The sequence below is a fragment of the Idiomarina sp. Sol25 genome, from assembly GCF_033052775.1.
Taxonomy (GTDB): domain Bacteria; phylum Pseudomonadota; class Gammaproteobacteria; order Enterobacterales; family Alteromonadaceae; genus Idiomarina.
This window is the reverse complement of sequence record NZ_JAUPEW010000007.1, coordinates 68,918-88,116: the sequence shown is the minus strand read 5'-3', so window position 1 is coordinate 88,116 and position 19,199 is coordinate 68,918. Positions and strand designations below refer to the sequence as shown.

16 protein-coding genes are annotated in these 19,199 nt (G+C 42.0%); 11 read left to right on the top strand and 5 right to left on the bottom strand.

All coding sequences use genetic code 11. The features are described 5' to 3' along the window. Positions 1-5: 5 nt before the first annotated feature. The 5 genes from Q5L94_RS10775 to Q5L94_RS10755 all read right to left on the bottom strand — a co-directional run bounded on the left by Q5L94_RS10775 (position 6) and on the right by Q5L94_RS10755 (position 7,015). Positions 6-1,514 (bottom strand): TnsD family Tn7-like transposition protein, encoded by a 1,509-nt coding sequence (locus Q5L94_RS10775; RefSeq protein WP_317498406.1) that lies wholly within the window; start codon positions 1,512-1,514, stop codon positions 6-8. Next, a complete protein-coding gene (locus tag Q5L94_RS10770) occupies positions 1,515-3,188 on the bottom strand; it encodes an AAA family ATPase (protein WP_317498405.1) in 1,674 nt (557 codons plus the stop codon). Next, positions 3,188-5,266: a Mu transposase C-terminal domain-containing protein gene (locus tag Q5L94_RS10765; protein ID WP_317498404.1), complete on the bottom strand. Its 2,079-nt coding sequence runs from the start codon at positions 5,264-5,266 to the stop codon at positions 3,188-3,190. Before Q5L94_RS10765 ends, Q5L94_RS10770 begins: the two co-directional genes overlap by 1 nt. Beyond that, the gene (locus Q5L94_RS10760) at positions 5,250-6,077 is read right to left on the bottom strand and encodes a TnsA endonuclease C-terminal domain-containing protein (protein WP_317498403.1); all 828 of its coding nucleotides are present in this window, start codon (positions 6,075-6,077) and stop codon (positions 5,250-5,252) included. Before Q5L94_RS10760 ends, Q5L94_RS10765 begins: the two co-directional genes overlap by 17 nt. 110 nt (positions 6,078-6,187) lie before the next feature. Next, positions 6,188-7,015: an RES domain-containing protein gene (locus Q5L94_RS10755; RefSeq protein WP_317498402.1), complete on the bottom strand. Its 828-nt coding sequence runs from the start codon at positions 7,013-7,015 to the stop codon at positions 6,188-6,190. 451 nt (positions 7,016-7,466) lie between these two features. Between Q5L94_RS10755 and Q5L94_RS10750 the strand changes: the two genes are divergently transcribed. From Q5L94_RS10750 to Q5L94_RS10700, 11 genes are all read left to right on the top strand, one after another. Further along, positions 7,467-8,513 (top strand): hypothetical protein, encoded by a 1,047-nt coding sequence (locus tag Q5L94_RS10750; protein ID WP_317498401.1) that lies wholly within the window; start codon positions 7,467-7,469, stop codon positions 8,511-8,513. 530 nt (positions 8,514-9,043) lie between these two features. After that, positions 9,044-9,832 (top strand): hypothetical protein, encoded by a 789-nt coding sequence (locus Q5L94_RS10745; protein ID WP_317498400.1) that lies wholly within the window; start codon positions 9,044-9,046, stop codon positions 9,830-9,832. Next, entirely contained in the window at positions 9,829-10,695 is an 867-nt protein-coding gene (locus tag Q5L94_RS10740) for a hypothetical protein (RefSeq protein WP_317498399.1), read from the top strand. Before Q5L94_RS10745 ends, Q5L94_RS10740 begins: the two co-directional genes overlap by 4 nt. Positions 10,696-10,707: 12 nt before the next feature. Next, positions 10,708-12,663 carry a ThiF family adenylyltransferase gene (locus Q5L94_RS10735; protein WP_317498398.1) on the top strand — a complete coding sequence of 652 codons (1,956 nt, stop codon included), beginning with the start codon at positions 10,708-10,710 and terminating at the stop codon, positions 12,661-12,663. Then, positions 12,660-13,658 carry an SDR family oxidoreductase gene (locus Q5L94_RS10730; protein WP_317498397.1) on the top strand — a complete coding sequence of 333 codons (999 nt, stop codon included), beginning with the start codon at positions 12,660-12,662 and terminating at the stop codon, positions 13,656-13,658. The genes Q5L94_RS10735 and Q5L94_RS10730 overlap by 4 nt, the downstream gene beginning before the upstream one ends. Beyond that, entirely contained in the window at positions 13,655-14,707 is a 1,053-nt protein-coding gene (gene metX / locus Q5L94_RS10725) for an alpha/beta fold hydrolase (protein WP_317498396.1), read from the top strand. The genes Q5L94_RS10730 and metX overlap by 4 nt, the downstream gene beginning before the upstream one ends. A 21-nt stretch (positions 14,708-14,728) precedes the next feature. Beyond that, positions 14,729-15,319: an HAD family hydrolase gene (locus Q5L94_RS10720; RefSeq protein ID WP_317498395.1), complete on the top strand. Its 591-nt coding sequence runs from the start codon at positions 14,729-14,731 to the stop codon at positions 15,317-15,319. Between the two features lie 24 nt (positions 15,320-15,343). After that, positions 15,344-16,162 carry a hypothetical protein gene (locus tag Q5L94_RS10715; RefSeq protein WP_317498394.1) on the top strand — a complete coding sequence of 273 codons (819 nt, stop codon included), beginning with the start codon at positions 15,344-15,346 and terminating at the stop codon, positions 16,160-16,162. A gap of 164 nt (positions 16,163-16,326) precedes the next feature. Next, positions 16,327-17,091 (top strand): alpha/beta hydrolase, encoded by a 765-nt coding sequence (locus tag Q5L94_RS10710; RefSeq protein ID WP_317498393.1) that lies wholly within the window; start codon positions 16,327-16,329, stop codon positions 17,089-17,091. Continuing rightward, positions 17,088-17,768 carry a phosphatase PAP2 family protein gene (locus Q5L94_RS10705; RefSeq protein ID WP_317498392.1) on the top strand — a complete coding sequence of 227 codons (681 nt, stop codon included), beginning with the start codon at positions 17,088-17,090 and terminating at the stop codon, positions 17,766-17,768. Before Q5L94_RS10710 ends, Q5L94_RS10705 begins: the two co-directional genes overlap by 4 nt. 342 nt (positions 17,769-18,110) lie before the next feature. Next, on the top strand, positions 18,111-19,061 hold the full coding sequence (locus Q5L94_RS10700; RefSeq protein WP_317498391.1) for a lysylphosphatidylglycerol synthase transmembrane domain-containing protein: 951 nt from the start codon (positions 18,111-18,113) through the stop codon (positions 19,059-19,061). Positions 19,062-19,199 lie beyond the last annotated feature (138 nt).

Sequence of the window (19,199 nt, the reverse complement as noted above, 5' to 3'; positions counted from 1 at the left end):
TCAGTTTATAACTCCAGTACTTCAGAAAGAAATTCTCGCGCTCCCTGAGTTAATCGCTCTTCACTGAGGCCTGCACTGCGCAGAATATCCCAACGTTTCAGTTGTTCGTCTTCCTGAGTACTCTTCGCAGCAACACGCGTCATACGACGAATTTGAAAGTCGGAAATGGTCTCAGAGTACATATGAAGAAACAAAGAGCATTTCGGGAGTTTTCGTAAGTTCTTCTCGATCTTTGACTTATTATCTAACTGACTCAGGTACCAGTTTTTTGATCTTCTTGGACCCTCTAATATCGGTTCTACTTGGTTGCGGATAGATATAAGCATTTTTACAGAAGTGAGGTCTTGTGAATCCCAGTTAACCCGCTTCACCAAAGACGGTTCTCGATGCTTTAACTTTGCGTTTAATCCCAGCAGCCAGCTGTTGTCGTACCTATATAGCCAGATATACAGTCCCGCAAACCCCTCGGCTCTGGCTCTCTTCACCCCTCTGTTCTTTATTGCTTTAAGCCATGCGAGCCGCTTTCTAAGTACGACTAATTTATCAACAAATACCGCCGAAGTCCGAACCAATGAACTACGAGGCTGCTGTCGCCTAACATCTCCGATAACGCCGTTTAACGTTAATTTATCGCCCAAAAACGCATGTAGAACGATTAAGTGTTCAAGGTAGCTAAAACTTTTACGGTGTTTCCTGAAAAGAGTTTTAAGCCAACACGTTTCAGATTCGGACACATTAAGACCTGAGTGGTTTAGCCAGTCTGCAGTCCAGAATTTAATAACTCGCTCAGCGACCAATTCATGCTCAACCTGTTGCCCTCGATTCAACCCAAAATCACAAGCCATAGCCTTGTAGAATAATCCCCACTGAAAAATACTCGGTACTGACTGTTCAGGCAGTCTTAAAGTTGACGCTATACTCGGCTCCAAAATGCGGCTGTATTTATCCATGCTCTCCTGGTGAACCAAAGGACATAAAGTGCGACTTGCTGGCGTATAAACATGTCGTTTATACGTCATCCGCCTCACAGAAGACATTTTAAGCTTTCCATGTAGCGGGCAACTATCAATGCCAGCAACTTGCCAGTCTCTGCGCCAGAAACACTCTCCAAGCTCATTCCATTGTTGCTCAATGCATTTGGGGCAATATCGTAGATAATTAGGTTGAGTAACTCTGGAAGCAGCGAAACCGGACATGACGTGTACTGAGTTCTTTTTATCTGCAATCAGTTGTTTCATTAACTGACATCGACGCTGCTCTCCAATAAAAGGGGCGTATAACGGGAACAAGGTATGCCTGTAGAGCAGGTCTTCCGGTTGAATATTTATTTCCGGAGGATATAACCCGGCAATTTTGCCCAGATGGCCATGTAAGTCCGATGTCGCAATTATTGTTTTACTCCCGAAGACTTCCTGCAATATTTCTTTGGGGGAAGTCAGCCCACTATGCACTCCATACCGGGCTATCGTGCTATAAATTAGTTCATTAGGATAAGGGAGCGGGAAGCCAAGCATTTAGCCCACCCGTTTTAACCGGGATTCCATATCGAAAATATCACGGCCTAACTCAAGTTCATGGTAAAACTCGCTTTTCTTTTGAGAATATTTAAAACGAAGATCCTCCGATGCCAGGGTGTGCCACTCTTTTGGTTTTAATGTTTTAATCTTGGGCTTAGTATTGCCTTTTGACGCAGACGAGGGCTCGTGTTCTGTTTTATACCATTCGAGAACAATACGAGTTAACTCCGGTAGCTCAAGAGCTGCATGTTGTTTGAAAACTTTCTCAACCAGTGCCGGCAACAAATCAGAATCACACCCCATCGCCTGTAGCATATTGTAGAGCCGCAGGGCTTTCTCATTGTTACCAAACGATACCTCTTTTTTCTTTTTTTCCTGCTCCTGCTCAATCAAATTACGGAGCTCAAGTAAGCGCTTATCCACGGAAGGCAAATGCAAGTCTGAATACTTCACTATCAAATCCGCATCATTGCGTCTCAAGGCTTCAAGCATTGGGTGAACCGGAATGAGCTCTTGTTCATAAACCTTACGAAGTAAATCAGTAGTAATGCGCTCAAGACCCGTCGCTATTGCCCTCATCTGAGCCAAGACAAAAAGCTTCACAACGATATCGAGTACACCCTGCGATAGGTCATACCAACAATCCCGAACTTCTTCACTAAGCGTCTCATCACGTCGCTCTAACCATTGGTACTTCCATAGCTTATTGGTAAAAGCTTCCCATTCGGTGAGTCTGGGCTCTCCCGTTTCAGGATGATACCGACGGGATCCTCTTTGCATCGGCTCCCAAAATAACGAACCAAATCCAGCGCTCCGACGTCCTGACTGCAACTCCATTTCGAAAAGTGGTCTAGCTTTTGGGGTTCCAACTAAAACAACCGGAACACCGATGACGTTTACCAGGGCAACAAAGAACTCGAGCATGGACTCTTTGTTTTCTTCACGCTTTAAACCCAGCCTTTGTATGTCATCAATAACGAGAACGCCAATGGCCCTTTGAGTCGCAACCTGTCCCATCAAAGATAAGAGAGTTTCAGGCCCGTGACGCTTTCGACCATACTTGGCCTCATAATTTGTTTGCAATGTGCGGTCGACTTCTCGAAAAAAGTTTAAGCATAAACTCTTAAGTGAACCATCACTTGGGCACTCCATACGCAGGTAGGGCAATTGAATCAGGTTATACTCAGGATGAAATATAACCTCCGGGTAAGTCGCTAATATTCGATTAACCGTAGTGCTTTTTCCTGAGCCGGAACAGCCTATCAGAGATAAACATTTTGCTGTTGAATTCGACTGCGAGAAACGAAAATCGCTCGTCGCTCCCTCCATAATGCGTTGATAGCCTTCCTGCATTTTTTTGTTGAGAGAGCCATCCGATGGATTTCGGCCAACATAACCAGCACGGATCATTATTGATAGCTTTTCTTCCAGTTGCCTATGAATAGCCAGGGGCTGGAAAAAGTCATCTAATAGGGCTGCAATACCGTGAGCTCTCTGGTGAGACTCAGCAAAGCGATCTTCCTGTTTAAAATAAACCTTGCCCGTTAGATTATTACGAAGGGTATTGAGATCCATTGTTGGAGGCAGAGCTTCGATGAAAGGGTTTCCCCGATAACGCTCGAAATCAGATGACTTATAGATTGCTGAAACATAATTATCAGGTAAAGGCATCAATCATCATCCTCAAAAAGCTCGTCGATATAATCGGGATAGTCGAGATCGGGACTGGTCTTATTCAGAGGAATAATCTCGGCTGACTTTTTATTGCGGTTGTCAGGCGTAGGCGCTTTGCTCTGTCGCTCTAATTGTTTTTCATTTGAGCGATTGTTTTTTATCGCACTTATCCTTTCACTGTTTGGACGCTCAGATTTATTTGGAGAGCTTGCTTCGGCTTGAGAGATTTTTTCTAACACAAACTCTTCGTGTTGCCGGCGACTTTCCTTAGCAGCCACCTTAGCTTTTGCCGATACTTTTTTCTGCTCTTCCCGCAGCTGCCAAACATCCCAAAACGATGATCCTCGATACTGCCTAGATAGATCGGTAAGGCTACATTTCCAGTATTTGTTGCTCCCTTTTTCATAAAAAAGATAGATATTGTCCGCACTTAACGGGTCATATGCCGCCATCATTTTTTTAGGTCGCTTCACATCCCGCCCTCGGTGCGTCCAACCTAAACGGACAATTTCTGGAGATGTATAATACAAACCAGACAGACTGACACCACGCTCGGAAACTGTCACGCTGCTTCTCGGAAGTAGAGCAATTCGAAGCGCATCTGAATCAGTCTGACGTAAGCGTCCGGTTCGATTCTGTATACCCCAGTTCCAGAGGTGAAGTGGAGTATTCGGCAAGTCCGTTGGCATATCCACATCTCGGTCATATTTATCTAGCACTGCAAACTGGTTGTGTTGTAATACTGACGACAACACGATTTGGGTAAAGTCAGTGATCGTCAGTTTAGCGTCGAGCCTATAGTCTGAGCCTCCACGTTTTTTCACCAGGTTGCCCGTAACATAACCCGGTACAAAAGGACCGAAAGACTCATGCATAGTTTTGAAGTGTCTTTCGACTATCCCTTTCGCATCACCACGATAGGGCGGTGCGTTCTCAATTCGCATAAAGAAATTACTTTCTAAATTTTCAATTTGATAGCCAAGTAGTTCTCCTCTGTCTGCCAGCAACGCATCAGGTAGCCCTATACAGGGCCATTCATCGTCGGCAATATCAAAGCCAAGTGCATGGCAGTAGTCTGATTTACTACTTATCGCTACGTGCAATGCTTGCAGTGCAGCTGCGTATGAAGGATTTTCAAAGCCTATATAAAATCCCGCCACCATTCGGCTGAATACATCAATCACCATATAAACAACAGGGCGACCGACTATGTTGCCCCGGTCGGAATCAGAGACCAGGTAAACGTCTGCTATCGTTGCATCAATTTCATAACGCGAACCGGGTCCCAAGACTTGAGTATTGGCCGTACTATGCAATGGCCGAATATCCTTGCTGTAATCTTTTTTAGATATTCTTTTTTGCAATGCTTCCGTTTGCACATACTCCCGTTTATAAAAATGTCGCAGCTGCCAAAGACTTGGCAGATTCTCTTCCGGAACATCGGGAAAATAGTTGTGGTACATAGTCTCTAAACGACGGTGCGCATAAGGAAATGAATGCCCTTTATCGCTCAGGATGTACTTATCAATCGCAATCCGAAAAAGACGTTCAGTTGGCTCATCAACGATGGCACCGGTGCCAGGCGAATACTTACGCGGACGTCCAAGCTTCTTATCTTTAGCCACCCTCCGTTTCCCCTTGCCTCCTGAGTTTTTATAATCTGGTAGCAAAGCATTGGGTATTTGTCCTCGTTGCCAATACTTTCTCGCTAACCGATAAACCGTCTGCTTCGTGGTACCAAACTCAACTACAATTTTCTCTACTACCGGTCCCCGGCTTTTAGAATTATAAAAATCCGGCAATTCAATCAGAGGTTTTAGCAAAGAGAGATTCTTATCCCGCTTTTCACGGGCTATAGTACTTTCGGGCGGAGACTCGTATTTTAAGTAATTATGTGGGTCATCGATTCGCTCAAAAACGTCCTCATCTATAGCTCCATAAATCTCATCAACAAGTATTAACTCGGGGAGTGCTTTCTCATCATCGATATTGATCCACACTAGATGCGTATTAATATTTTCCAGAACACGAAACCGGGTGTCATAAAACCTAACAACTTCATTGATTTGAAACACGATAGGCCTCCCGGACAAAACCTAAATTTGAGGCACGCAACGCACCGACTTTTAGTTTCGTAATAGGCATAAAAATATCGAATTCAAAGTAACGTTTTGCTAAGAGTCGACGAACCTCGTAGAGCGATTCCCCAGAATTAAGGCCATAACTGATATCGAGCTTTTTACATAATGAGATGATGGTTTGGTTGGGGTTTGCGGTGAAGTGATACTTGTAAAATTCAATCTGCTCGACCGCTAATTCATCATCGTCTTCGTCACGACCTGCAGGATATAGCCACTTCACGTTTTTACTAACCTCCTTTGGTATCTGCTGATCAGTTATTAGGTACCAGGGCACACCTTTTTCCAGCCAGTAGCGTCGCTCCAGTTCAAGTTTTTCAACCGTGCGCTCATCGTCCAGCTTATTTGCATATTTTGCCTGAAACACGAACTTAGGGGCTTCTTCATTTGACGAATCAACTAAGAAGTCACTCGACATAAACTGGTCAACACCATTTTGTGCCGGATGCGTAATGCCTGCATCGGCTGCAATTTTTCTGGTTAGTGTTCGATCTAATGGGAACTGTTCACGAATTTGGGTGACATCCGGAAGCCATTCAAGGAGTAGAAAAACCGAGAGTTCAAGATCTGAGAGTAAGTGGTGTGTTCGTCTGGACTTGTGGCCAAATACTCGATGGACACGACCAAGAGAGGGCAAATCCCTAACAGTGAGCCAGGGACGGTAGGCTTGATTCTGACCGCTACCACGCCCTTCCTTTATCCATTTGAAGAAGGTCGCCTCGGAAATTATTTTTCTTTTCGTTGCCATCGCGAAACCCTGACTTTGACATTAATTCATAGTAGTCAGGCAGTTAGTGGTATGCAACTTTATTCTCAAGATGTACTCACTATCACAGTTCAGTACGCTAGCTTTTCACTCTAATCCCAAATGACGTCACCGTTTGGCAGTATGTTTTCCGGGGTTTTTATGAGCTCAGTAAGGAATAAACCATAAGGATATGCTTTCTTTACTTTTACTAAAACAGTGTGTTCAAGGCCAAGCAGTTCATCTGCCTTATGCCCAGGAAGGGCTATATTTTTACTACCTTCATTAAGGACACTATGATAAAAAAGCCCATCGATATCCTTGTGCTTACTAAGTATCAGATTTGCCAGTATTCTGGAGTGTAAGTATTGGCTTTTCGCAGCATCTTCATCAGTTAAAATTTCGTCGAAAAATAGATCGGGGTAAAGATACGCTCTACTTAGGAGCTTTGATTGCGAATCGAGTTTGTTTATTAGTTTGGTAATAGGCTCAGCGTTTTTACCTTGCAAAAAATGACCGCTACCCCGAGCAACCCGGAATTTTTCGCCTATCATACCAACACGTAGCTTTTTACTTTCTTTTGTCCTGTACGCACCTATTTGGACTATATCACCCTCTTTAGCGTTGATTTCAGATAAAGCTGTATCAAGGGTTAAACTCATATACAAAAATGGCTCCCCCACGTCATTTACTCGCCCTGCTTTAACCGACCTGCCTGGTGGATAATATATTTCTGACGTCGACTTCCAAGGCTCGCCGCTCTCGGTAAGCCTTGCTCTCAGAAAGGCTCTGTCATATATAAAGTTAAAGTTTATAATATCGTAAAATTGCAGTGCATACTCTAGCCCTTGCGTGACTTCGCTCGCGCAACTACTTCTTTTAATATAAAGAGCAAGCTTGTGCATAGCATCAATATCTAAAACCTTTTTTTCACGCGACACTTACGACTCCGTTAGTATTTTTAAAGCGGTTTAAATGAAACTCATCCTCTAGACAAGTCTTAAAGCTTTCAAGGAATAATTTCCACTCAAAAAATTTGTTTAACTGATACTAGATGCCTTAACAGTTCTTCTGAAATAGAAGATGGGATTTTCGCTTGGAGAACGCTATAAAAAGCTAGAATTTCATCAACTGGAAGTCCTCATTCAAAAAAGCTGTGAGCTCGCATAACTTGAGTACGCATAAGCCTAGTAATACAAAAGCCATGTTTAAGTTTGACTTTTATTAACATCTACCATTAACATTGGTCTTCGAAAACAACAATTCAATAGAAAAATATAACATATCTCTTAATCAACGGTCTGCTTAGTTGAATTTGTACTGGAGCAGCTAAGCACAGTCGTCAGATTAATCCTTATTGCTGTTTGATATGTTCAGGAGAGAGAAACAGGGATGAGTCAGTCAACAACTGCAAACACAGCAGTAAAACGCGGAAAAATCACTCAATTGGATCCGGTGTACGCAAAAGAAAATGCAGATGGTTCAATACGAAAACCGCGCGTGAATGAGGTGTTACGTCAATATATTCACCTCATCAATCCACGAAAAGACAGAAGCCATTGGTTAAACTTGCATGTAGAAGTATATTTTTACATTTCACTATTTTTCTTTGTCTCCTTTTTAACTCAGTATCTGAACATAATCAATATCTTGATTTTCTCTGTACTGTTTTATGTTATGTCCAATTTAATAAACACTTTCTGGTATCACAGATTTTGCAGTCATAACGCTTTCACTTTTTCCAGCCAATGGATGCCAACATTGATCATGTGGTTCAATCCAATTGCTTACAGAGAAGAAGTGTATGCGTATAACCACTTACTACATCATCGGTTTTCAGACACTAGTAACGACCCGTATGGACCGCACCTAGGTTGGTTAGGTAACTTTTTTGCGTCACCTTTTTACAAAGTAGACCGAACAGTTAGTAAAGAAGAATTTGAACATATGAAAAAAGTAATCTGCCATATTGGTTTTAAGTTCGCGTCATACGAAAGCTTTCAGCGATGGGGAAGCGTAGAGTCCGTATCATCATTTATTATTCGCTCTACTTTTGCCAATACTTTTTGGGCTTTTCTTATGTGGCTGCTAGGCGGATTGGAATTGCTAACTATTTGGTATGCGGTGATTTTTGCCTACCATTCAGTAGCACGTGACTTCAATTATCGTGGTCATGGTGGTGGTACGGAAAAAGCACAACATAAAGACAGCGTAGATTTTTACCATTCATCTAAAGCACTGAATCAATTATTTTATGGACTTAGTGCTGGCGAGTGGCATAACAATCACCATGCATTTCAGCGATCCGCAAACGCAGGTTTTCTGCCTTATCAGCTCGATGTGCCATTTCTGTTCGTTAAGCTATTGAAAAGAATAGGAGTTATTTCTAAATATAATAACGCGCAGGCAGCCTTTGAACGTAAGTATCTGAGCCACTAATTTATCCTCCGGTACTTTTGCTGCTATGGACTTTTTTCGTTCGATTTTACGGTATTTCTACTCGTCAAATAAAGTTTAGTGCGCCTCCCTTACGGTGGGTCGGTGGCTGAATGACAGCTACTCGTAAACCATAACAGCAGACCTAGTTAAGCAAAATCTCAGTAAACAAAACTAAAAACAGTATTGATACGAAGTATAGCTATGAAAACTCAATAAACTAGAGACCGAAACGCTATTTGAACGAGATAATCGCAGCCCAGTTATTGATGCGAATAACATATTAGTATCAACCTACTCCCCTACACGTGTATAAATATTGCGTTTTTTCATATTGTTACCTCTCGCATTAATCATTCAATGCGTAAGCGCCATATCAGAAACATAAATCATCGCTTTTTTCGGACCTCCTTTCTATTCTAAGTAATCGAATGATATTTGGATAGAAGAAATGTTTTACAAATGTTGAATTATGTTTTATTTTCCTTTATCTTTCCGTTTTATAACAAAAAAAATACAAGGAAGTAGCGGGAGTGCAAGCCCCGCTGAATATAATGGAACACTTTATTACGGACATTCCGTGGACGAGAATTGTCGTTTATTTGGTCCTGAGTACGTTAGTGCTTGGCAATATTTCTACATATCTCCGTAAAGAATATGCGTTGAAAGATGGTTATTCGCGTAAGATTAACCATATTGGGATCATGATTATCACTGGCCCAACACTGGCGTTTCTTCCCGATGCCCAGCTTATCCCAGCCGTATTTATTGGCTCTGTTGGTTTGATTGTAATCTATAGCATCTCCGCTCTAAGCAGCACTTGGTGGGTTCACGGTATTGTTTCAGGCTGTCTGAGAAAGCGAGATGAACCTAGTAGCCGGTTCTTCTTCTTCTTCCCGTTGATTTCATTCAACATCACACTTGTATTTATGGCTCTCCTATTTCCATTGGATATCGTTCGCATCGCATTTTTCACCGTTGCGATAGCTGATGGTCTTGCAGAACCGATTGGGCTTCGGTATGGCGTAACAAATACCTACCAATTGAGAGATGTAATTTGGAAGACAACAAACACCAAATCACTGGCTGGCTCATTCACCGTTATGATTTTTTCAGCCATCACATTTTTCGTCTTCGTTGCTTTCTCTTATCCAATATCTAGCTTATTGATGGCGCTCGCAGTTTCATACGGATTCTTCATCGCTACGTTGGAAGCCGTTTCACCGCGAGGGATGGACAACATGCTGATTCTGTTGATCGCAACGCCGGTTGCGATGACGTTAACCAACCTGTATGCCACTTTAAATGGGGGAGTAATATGAGCATTAACACCTTGTTTGATAGGCTGTACGAACTAGGTTTATCATCTAGAGAGCGTGGCCAGATTTCATTTTTCAAAGTCGCCAGTCCCCACAAGATATTTCCTAGCAAGTTACAAACAGAGCTGCTCAACGTATTTTGTCAGATTACAGACGAGTTATATGATGCAGATACTTCGTTTCACTGGTTTGGCAAGAAAGACTACTTTAACACTATAAGCGATATCTGGTTGGTTTTTAAAGAAGAACGGCTGATCGGTTTTTCAGCGATTCGCTTAGTAGACGGTTGTGGGGAGCGGATTATCTATGTCGATAACATGAATATTAAACGAGTTAGTGGCAAGGTTTTTTCTCATCACAGCATAGGTTCTATTTTAGTAAATGAGATATTGCAAGCAAACTGGCGATCGTCACTGAAGCCAGTTTCCGTGGTATTCAGGACACAAAATGCTAACGTATATCGTTTAGGATATTCAATTCTACCACCGGGCACTTATCCTCGGATGACGGCCGAAAAAGCCAGAGATGAAACTCGTAGCATCCGTGTTAATTCTTTCATGGCGAACACCTTATCGCCGGGTAAAACGTTCATTGAACATACGTCAATAATCAAGCAAGCCTACAGTGGGTGTATTTATGGCTCTGATAACAAAGCCATCCAGACAAAGCGCCCTGATATCAAAGCATTCTGGGACTCCAACGTCGATCTTAATAATGGCGATGCTGTATTGATTTCAGTATGTCCGAGTAGGTTAGAGCTCATCGCAGTAATTATTCTTTATCGTTTTGACGTTTTTAAGAACTATTTGAGAAAGGTGTTTTTGCGACGCTCAATCAAAATCATATCTGGTAAGCAGCATGGTTAAGGAAAAGATGTTTTGAAAGCACTTGATACTTTGTCGCCGTCAAAGCTCCACGACGCTATTCATCGCAATATTGGTATTATTACCAGTTCCGAACAAGCTCACCTCGGCAGCGCTAGAATCTTGGTTGCTGGGTGCGGCAGCGTTGGTGGAAGTATTGTAGAACCATTAACTCGGACTGGAATGAACCAATTTGTTTTGGCTGATCCAGAAGACTACGATGTTACCAATTTAAATCGGCAAGTCTGTTTATTGCAAGATGTTGGTCGCAAGAAAGTCGACGTGGTTGCTGAACGAGCTAAAGCCATTAACCCGAGTGTAGAAACGATAACATTTAAGGACGGCCTTACTGAAGCAAATATTTACGACGCGTTTGAAGGAGTCAATATTGTATTTGATGGCATTGACGCCGGTGCCTCACCCTGGGTGAAGTATTTGATGCACAAAATTGCATGTGAGCGAAGAATTCCTGTTCTATCAGGCTTTGACTTTGGCGGTAAGGCCGTTATTTACGTTTTTGATTACCGCAGATACAAAGCACCATTTAATGGTCGATCGACTGAGCAAGCGCATAAAGATGGAAACTTAGTCTCCGCATTAAAATGGTTAGGATATACTCAGTACCCTGCGGATTTTCTGCCAGTGATAGCTGATCGGCTCGTGACAAAAGACCCTTGGCCGCAGGTTTCGTATTGTGTTATGGCAATGGGAGCATTAGGTGTTAGAACCGTTATTGACTTATTGATGGCTAGGCGCGTACCGCATAAAGTCACATTTGACGTCAACATGGCATCCAGAGGTCTATGGAGCCGAGTGCAAGAATATATCAGTTGGCCACTTAATCTGCTACATACATTCAGAGTATCCCGCAACTTCTCTTTGGTAAATGCAGAGCCAGTATCAAGTTCAGTAAGCAGTCCCACACTTCTTTATCTAGGTGAGCATCCAACACTTGCACTAGTCTTGCAAGTCATGACGCGATCCCCATCACCTCATAATTGCCAGCCTTGGCGTTTTAGAATCACAGGACCTAATACAATTCAGTTAGGCTGGGACCAATCCCTGCAACTTAATTATATTGACCCTGATGGTTATGCGATTATGTATAGTCTCGGGTGTGCCCTAGAAGCTGCATCATCTATTGCGAATATTGAATTTGAGCCTTCGGAGCAATCAGATTTTTTTGCTACTGGCTATTATGTCGGCACAATACACATTAAGCAGATTGATTCATGTTCTTATGCGCGCAACAGAGATTTAAATCTGAAGCGCTCAACCAATCGTTTTAGTTTTCTCCCTATTCAATTACCTGACTCCCTAAAAGAGAGTTGCTGTGCGGCTGCGTATGGAACGGAGTCTGATATCTCGTTTCTTGAAAAAGCACCGACGCTATTGAAACAAACGGCAAATAGGGAAAGTGTTCGACTGTTTTCCGAGGACGGTTATTTTAATGAACTCATGGATTTCATGCGCCTTACTCAACACGAAGAAAAACAAAAACCAACAGGCTTTACAAAAGATTCTCTAGCAATCACGCGTATCGAAGCCTTATTTTTATCGCTACTCAAAAAGCATAGATTACTACAATGGACTGCGAAACGTTTGGGACTGCGCAAAATTATGGCGTGGTCATCTACCAAGGCATTAAATGACCATGGTTCTTATATGCTGGTATCGACACGAGACTGGAGTGACAAAGGTCGATTTGAGGTTGGTCGAGTCATCATGAGAACTTGGCTGACACTAACTCGGGCCGACATTGCCTGCCAGCCCGTTGACTTCCCGATTAGCAGCAAAGAAGGCCGTGAAACGATTAGAAGCTTATTCGGTATTGATGATGACGTGCGACCCGTCTTGTTGATGCGCCTAGGTCGTGCAACTCGAACCCATTCGACGCTGAGCTTAAGGAAACCGCTTGCGGAGTTTGTTGAGTTAGTGATAACTAATTCAGAAAGGAAAGCTAACTCATGAAAACGCTAATCATTGGCGCAACAGGTCAGTTAGGCTCGCGGCTTGTACAAAAGCGTAATGAATTTATAACACAGAATGAGATTAAAGCCTTTGTTCGCCCATCCTCTGACTATAAGAAACTAAACTGTCAACCAAGTGAACTCGTATTTGGTGACTTAACTGACAAACAAAGTCTCATTGATGCTTGCGCAGGTATCGATACGGTCATCGCTACAGCGACTCTAGTCTTTCCAAGAGTAAAAGACTGTTTTGAGCTTGATGAACGGGCTGGTTACCAGAATTTGATAGAAGCTTGTGAACTATGTGGCGTTAAACAAATTATTTTTATTTCGATTGCAGTACCAATGACGACACATTTTACTAGGCACTCAAAAACTTACGAGCTAAAAAAATGGTGTGAAGAACTACTTATTAGCTCATCTGTGAGCCACACAATTATTCGTTGTCCTCTGTTTATGGACGATTACTTCGCGTTAATTGGCAGCGAAATCCCTTTGGCGGGTGAGAAATTGGCAACCGTTAATCGCTCTAAGGGAATAACGAAATTGCTGCGCTCTTTCGTTAGGCGTTCTATTGAAAAATACGGTTTAGCTTGGATACCAGGTAACGCCCATAAACGACAAGCCTTTATCGCTGTTGAAGACATCGCAAAATATTGTATTCGAGTTACTCAAAAACCTGAATTCTACAATCGAGTCCTAACTATTGGTGGTCCGGAAGACTTATCTTGGCATGATGTTTGTGAAGTTTATTCAGAGCTTTTAGCACGAAAAGTGCGACCAGTAACATTGCCGGCGCCAGTGCTGTTTTTATTATCAAAGCTCACTCGTCCATTCTCAACAGTGCTAGCGAATCAATTAAGTATTCTGTGGATAATCGCTTCGAAAGAGTGCGTAAGAGAAGCGTACTGGGATCAAACCTTGCCGATGGTTGAAATGCTTACGGCAAAGCACTACCTAGCGCACAAATTTCAACGAGCGAAAGTTAGCAAATGATGATTTTAGATGAATTACAAACTGTCCCCAAATTGCACACTTTGGTTATTAACGAAACTGTTACGTTTGAATGTGGCAAGTCTATACCTAGTATGGCAGTTACTTATAGCACTTGGGGTCAGTTAAATGAACAACAAAACAACATTGTCTGGGTGTGTCACCCGTTAACCTGCGGTGCTGATCCAACTCAATGGTGGCCTGAACTGGTCGGTTTAGACAAAGTTATTACACCCAAAAAGTATTTTATTGTTTGTGTGAACGCAGTTGGTTCATGCTACGGAACTAGTGGGCCATGCAGTAAGCAAACTAGTGGTAGTGTTTATGGTTTTGATTTTCCGCTAACCACTATTCTTGATGTAGTTATGGTACACCAAAGAGTAAGAAACCATTTAAACATCAAAGCAGTTAACCTAGGAATTGGCGCCTCATTTGGTGGGCAACAACTCATTCAGTGGATGGCTCTTGAGCCTCAACTATTCAAACATGCCTGCATTGCTGGGGCTAATGCTTTACAGAGTCCGTGGGCCAAAGCATTTAACGAAACTCAACGAATGGCGATTGAAGCTGATGAGTCATTTTACCTTGATGTTCCTAATGGCGGGAAGAAAGGACTAGCGGCAGCTCGGTCTCTAGCCGTGCTTTCGTACCGTAGCTTTGAAACTTATAGCAGGACACAGGCTGAACCTAGCCATCAAACCTTTAACGATTTCAGAGCGTCATCGTACCAACGATATATTGGTGAAAAATTCACAAAGAGATTTAGTGCTATCAGCTATTGGTATCTAACTAAAGCGATGGACAGTCACAATATCGCACGTCATGGCTACTCATTGGAGCAAGTATTAACCCGCATTCAAACCAACACCTTATTGTTAGCAATGTCTGGCGACGTACTGTTCCACGAACAAGAGTTGGGCTTCATGGATCAATATTTGCCATATAGTTGGTTAATGACAATCCATTCTACGCATGGTCATGATGGCTTGTTAGCAAACACTGATCGTATTTCTACCTCTTTACAGTCTTTCATTGATGAATTCTCCATATAATAAAGTTAGGGATTATAGTTTATGAACCTCGCACTATTTGATTTTGATGGAACGATTACCGACTGCGACACTTTTACTCCTTTCATAAAAGAAGTGACACCACCGGAACGAATGCGCTGGGGGCGCCTGTTACTTGCACCATCCATTCTCGGTTATAGAGCTGGATTGGTGTCCTCCTCTCGTATAAGACAGCAAGTGGTCAAGATTGGTCTTAAAGGATTTTCTAAATCAGAGATTGACGAAAAAGGTCTTTTGCATGCTAAAAAATTTATTCCATCTGTACTTCGTCCTGAAGCAATGGAGCGGTTGCATTGGCATCAAAAACAAGGCGACAGAATCATCGTAGTTTCGGCTTCATTGGATGTTTACCTGAAACCCTGGTGTGAGCAAATGGGGTTTGAGCTGTATTGTGCAGAGCTTGAGGTAACGGATGATGTTGTAACTGGTCGCTATCTAAATGGTGACTGCACCGGATTAGCCAAAGCTGAACGAGTGAAAAAGCTAGTAAACCTAAAGGACTATACCAAAGTCTACGCCTACGGTGACACGAAAGAAGATGATGAATTACTAGCGCTAGCTGATGAAAAATATTTTCAGTGGATAAAAGTTTAATTCTATTGGGGGAGCGTTTTAACAATGAGTTTTAAGTTTCAGGAAATTTCTTTCGCTGAACTGAGTGAAAATATGGCAGCTCTGTTAAACGGAGAGATTACCGCGTTACTTGTAAAAAGGGTCATGTCACCAAAGTTATGTCAGGTGGTATATGACAACTTTATTAATAGTGCCGGTTTATATCAACGAAATGATGGCGTACCTGCTTTAATGGTTGGAGCAAACACCTATCTGCAAGATGTAGATAGGGTGATAGATGAATTGCAGAGAAACGGAACCTATACCGATCTCTTATTTCGCGGAGCTAACAATATCTATAGGCAAGTATTTGATAGTATAGAGGAGGCGGGATATCGCTTCAGGCAAGCTTATATTCAGGGGCTTCCAGCTCCAGTGTATCGTGGTTCTATTTGGAACAACCCTACAAACTACGAAACGCCTTTGCTGGCACATACAGACTGGCCGCAGGTAAAATACTCCGGACTGGAGTTTCAAAATGTAAAAATCCCCATAGCTATTAATTTTTACCCAAAGCATCCACCGAAAGGCTTTTCAGCTTTACGTCTTTACAACTTTGTACCAGAAGAATCTTGGTTGGATGAACTGGGAATAATGAATAGCGGAGGTTACCCGATTGCCCAGGAGCAACTAGACGGCGTGCATTACATCGACATCCAGCCAGAAGAGGGTGATATTCTGTTATTCAATGCTGCTCATGTTCATGCGGTAAATAATCGTTCAGAAAAACTAACTCACCTCCATAAAAATGAACATCATCGTCTTAATATAAATGGGTTCTTTGGTTTTTGTGATCAATTGAATCGAGTCTTGGCCTGGGCATAGTAATGTCAGTTACCCCAAAATATTCACTTCGCTATTTTATCGGTAAAGCATTATACCGATTAGCTTGTAAAGCTACATCTTACGTTGCGCGACTAACTGAGCGTAAGTTTCTCTCAAGCCAAGGAATTATTAGTTACTTTATTCACAAGAATCAGGGAAAGCCCATGTTGGTCTTTTTACATGGGTTCAATGGTAATAAAGAACTCTGGCTGAGCACGGTGTTCCCTCTTAGAAGCACACATGGTGTTCTGATACCTGATTTGCCCGGACACGGTGCGTCTGATAATCCAGAGAACGGGGATTACCGCCTCGAGGCTTATGCCAGCGCTATAACCGAGTTGTTACTTGCGGAGGGAATAACAAATTATTGCTTGGTGGGTAGTTCGATGGGGTGTGCTGTAGCGGCTAATTTAATAAGAGGTTCGGTCTCCAATATTCATGCCTTATTCTTTATTAGCCCATTTGGTATAACAGAAAGGCAAATTCGTAAAATTCGAAATTTTCGAAAAGGTACAAACTCTCCTTTTATCGTAAAGGATATTGACGACTATAAAGCTTTCTTCCAGACAGTAGTCCATAAACCATTACGGATTCCTGGCTGGGTAAAATATTATCTCGCTATTGACCATATTCGCCGTAATGAACATATCGAAGTTATGTTTGACGCGCTCGTGACTAGTAATGAATGCTTATCAACGTTACAGAAAGAGCGAATCCCGTTAATAGTTCTCGCTGGTCGGGCAGATGTCGTAGTGGATACAGATTGCTTTACTTTTCTCGAAAATCAACTTTATGACTGTCAGTTACACTGGCTCAGCAATATTGGACATCTTCCTATGCTGGAAGCCCCAAAGAGGTTAGCAACAGCCATTCAGTATCTACTTCCATGCTCACTAACAAACCGAAAATACTACCTAGGTGACTCATGAAATTACTCACGCTTTTAAAGCCTAACTCAGCAGTTGGATTCAGTAGCTCGTTACTGATTACAATCCTCACCGTAATGTTGTGTGTAAACTACATTGATCATCAGGTAGTAACATACCTGAATGAGCATCCGTTTAAGGAAAGCATCGGTGTTTCAATTATATTGTCTATCCCTGTGCTAATGGGCCTTTTCTCCATCTTATACATTCTCGCGTATGTGCTTACGCTATATAAAAAAGTAGGAACTTCTTTATACAAAGATATGTTCATTATCACCGTGACATATATGGTAACAGTCTCAATAAAGAACTTTCTAAAAATTGCCTTTGGCAGAACATGGCCGAACCAAACACCAAGTTTCTTCCCTGACGATAATATCGCGAGTGGTTTGAAAGACCGTGGACAGCTCATCACAGAGGGCTTCCATCCGTTTACCGGGTTACGCGAGTTTGCTTCATTCCCATCTGGTAGCACATCTATCGCAGTTTGTTTTTTGATAATGCTAGCAGTCCTATTTCCGAAAACTAGAATTCCGGCTTTCGTAATAGGCTTAAGCGTTTCCGTACTACTCGTGCTGACCAACATTCACTATGTATCTGATGTTATAGCCGGACTTTTTATTGGTACCAGCGCTGCTTTACTTTCACTTAAAGTCACAGGTCGAGACACAACTTCATGAAAAAGCTAAAAATGACTGAGTATATTGGTTATCAACTAAATAGAAAATTTAGCTATCAGTCGCGGGATAAGTGTATACATTCTGTAGATAGCTTTATTCATATGGCAGCAGTCTTGTTGTTCTGCGGTAGTTATAAATCAAATCCTCAGATAAAAAACCACCCCTCGACTATTGATTTTTGTGTGTTAACGCACGGTCAGAACACTTAATGATTATAAGACCGAAGGCAGTGTATCGCGTCGCTCTGAGCCTATTGACTAAAAATCTATGGCTCATCGTCTTGCCCTAACTTTTTGTGAAATACCTGATACAAGAGTACAGGTTTAAAAGAAGAAATTTACAATGCAACAGCCTAGCTTTCAAAACAAAGTATCTTCGACTAAAAAAGCTCTATTTACTTTCAAAATACTGTCGGCGGCTCTTCTGGTGACGTTATTATATCGCTACACGTTGTCAAAAAACTTGATGGAATACGTCCAAGCTATTCACTACAACTGGCTACTGAGCGGAGTAGCTCTAACTGTGCCCGTAATTATTTTACGCGCCAAACGTTGGTCGTTAATCGTTGCGGAAAATGGTGTGGTAATGGATAACAAAACTTTGTTCGACGTGTATGTTCCGAGTTTCATGCTAGGTTTAATTACTCCCGGGCGAGTAGGAGAACTGATACGTTGCAAGTACTTATTTGACAAAGGTTTAAGTATTCGAACCTCGTTTTTAACACTTGTTTTTGATCGCCTGTTCGACATTATACCGACAATCTTTATCTCCACACTGTTTGGCTTTTACGCTATCGATAAAGGTGTTGATGCTTTCACGAAGCAATTACTACTGATAATAGCAAGTGGGGCCGTCATTCTTTGTCTCGTACTTTTGATATTTAGCCTGTGGAAAAGACGAAAGCAAACAAAGTCTGAAATACGAGGTTTTGCCTATTCCCCAATATTGATATTTAAGTGTGCCCTAATTAGTATTAGCTCAATGCTAATTTCAGCAATTCAGGTCTATTTTTTTGCCAGCAGCGTTGAACTTGAAACCACACTGTTTGAGTCATTTGGGTTTGCTAGTTTGTCTGCTTTGGTAAGTCAACTACCGATAGGTATAGGGGGCATCGGAAGCAGAGACCTGGTTTTGGTGTATTTACTGGAACAAGCGGGAAATCATGTAGAAACTGCTTTTCTGTTTGCGCAAACATTTAATATAACTTCTGTTTGTCTAATGCTCACAGGGTTAATAATGTTAATTTGGACCTATATGGAGCCACATCATTTGCGACGTAAAAGAACCATCTGAATTGCTCTTGATTGTACTGCTTGGGCTTAAGCAGTTATTAGCAAAAAATCCCAGCCGAGCGACTAATCTAGAAACAGTTTTAGTATGAAACTATATTCCTTAGTATGATTCTTTATTACTAGGTATGAAACTTTATTA

Coding starts and splice junctions, on each gene's coding strand:
- Q5L94_RS10720 (WP_317498395.1), top strand. CDS start 14,729: ATGAACCTCGCACTATTTGATTTTGATGGAACGATTACCGACTGCGAC.
- Q5L94_RS10775 (WP_317498406.1), bottom strand. CDS start 1,514: ATGCTTGGCTTCCCGCTCCCTTATCCTAATGAACTAATTTATAGCACG.
- Q5L94_RS10705 (WP_317498392.1), top strand. CDS start 17,088: ATGAAATTACTCACGCTTTTAAAGCCTAACTCAGCAGTTGGATTCAGT.
- Q5L94_RS10700 (WP_317498391.1), top strand. CDS start 18,111: ATGCAACAGCCTAGCTTTCAAAACAAAGTATCTTCGACTAAAAAAGCT.
- Q5L94_RS10770 (WP_317498405.1), bottom strand. CDS start 3,188: ATGCCTTTACCTGATAATTATGTTTCAGCAATCTATAAGTCATCTGAT.
- metX (WP_317498396.1), top strand. CDS start 13,655: ATGATGATTTTAGATGAATTACAAACTGTCCCCAAATTGCACACTTTG.
- Q5L94_RS10710 (WP_317498393.1), top strand. CDS start 16,327: ATGTTGGTCTTTTTACATGGGTTCAATGGTAATAAAGAACTCTGGCTG.
- Q5L94_RS10750 (WP_317498401.1), top strand. CDS start 7,467: ATGAGTCAGTCAACAACTGCAAACACAGCAGTAAAACGCGGAAAAATC.
- Q5L94_RS10715 (WP_317498394.1), top strand. CDS start 15,344: ATGAGTTTTAAGTTTCAGGAAATTTCTTTCGCTGAACTGAGTGAAAAT.
- Q5L94_RS10760 (WP_317498403.1), bottom strand. CDS start 6,077: ATGGCAACGAAAAGAAAAATAATTTCCGAGGCGACCTTCTTCAAATGG.
- Q5L94_RS10730 (WP_317498397.1), top strand. CDS start 12,660: ATGAAAACGCTAATCATTGGCGCAACAGGTCAGTTAGGCTCGCGGCTT.
- Q5L94_RS10740 (WP_317498399.1), top strand. CDS start 9,829: ATGAGCATTAACACCTTGTTTGATAGGCTGTACGAACTAGGTTTATCA.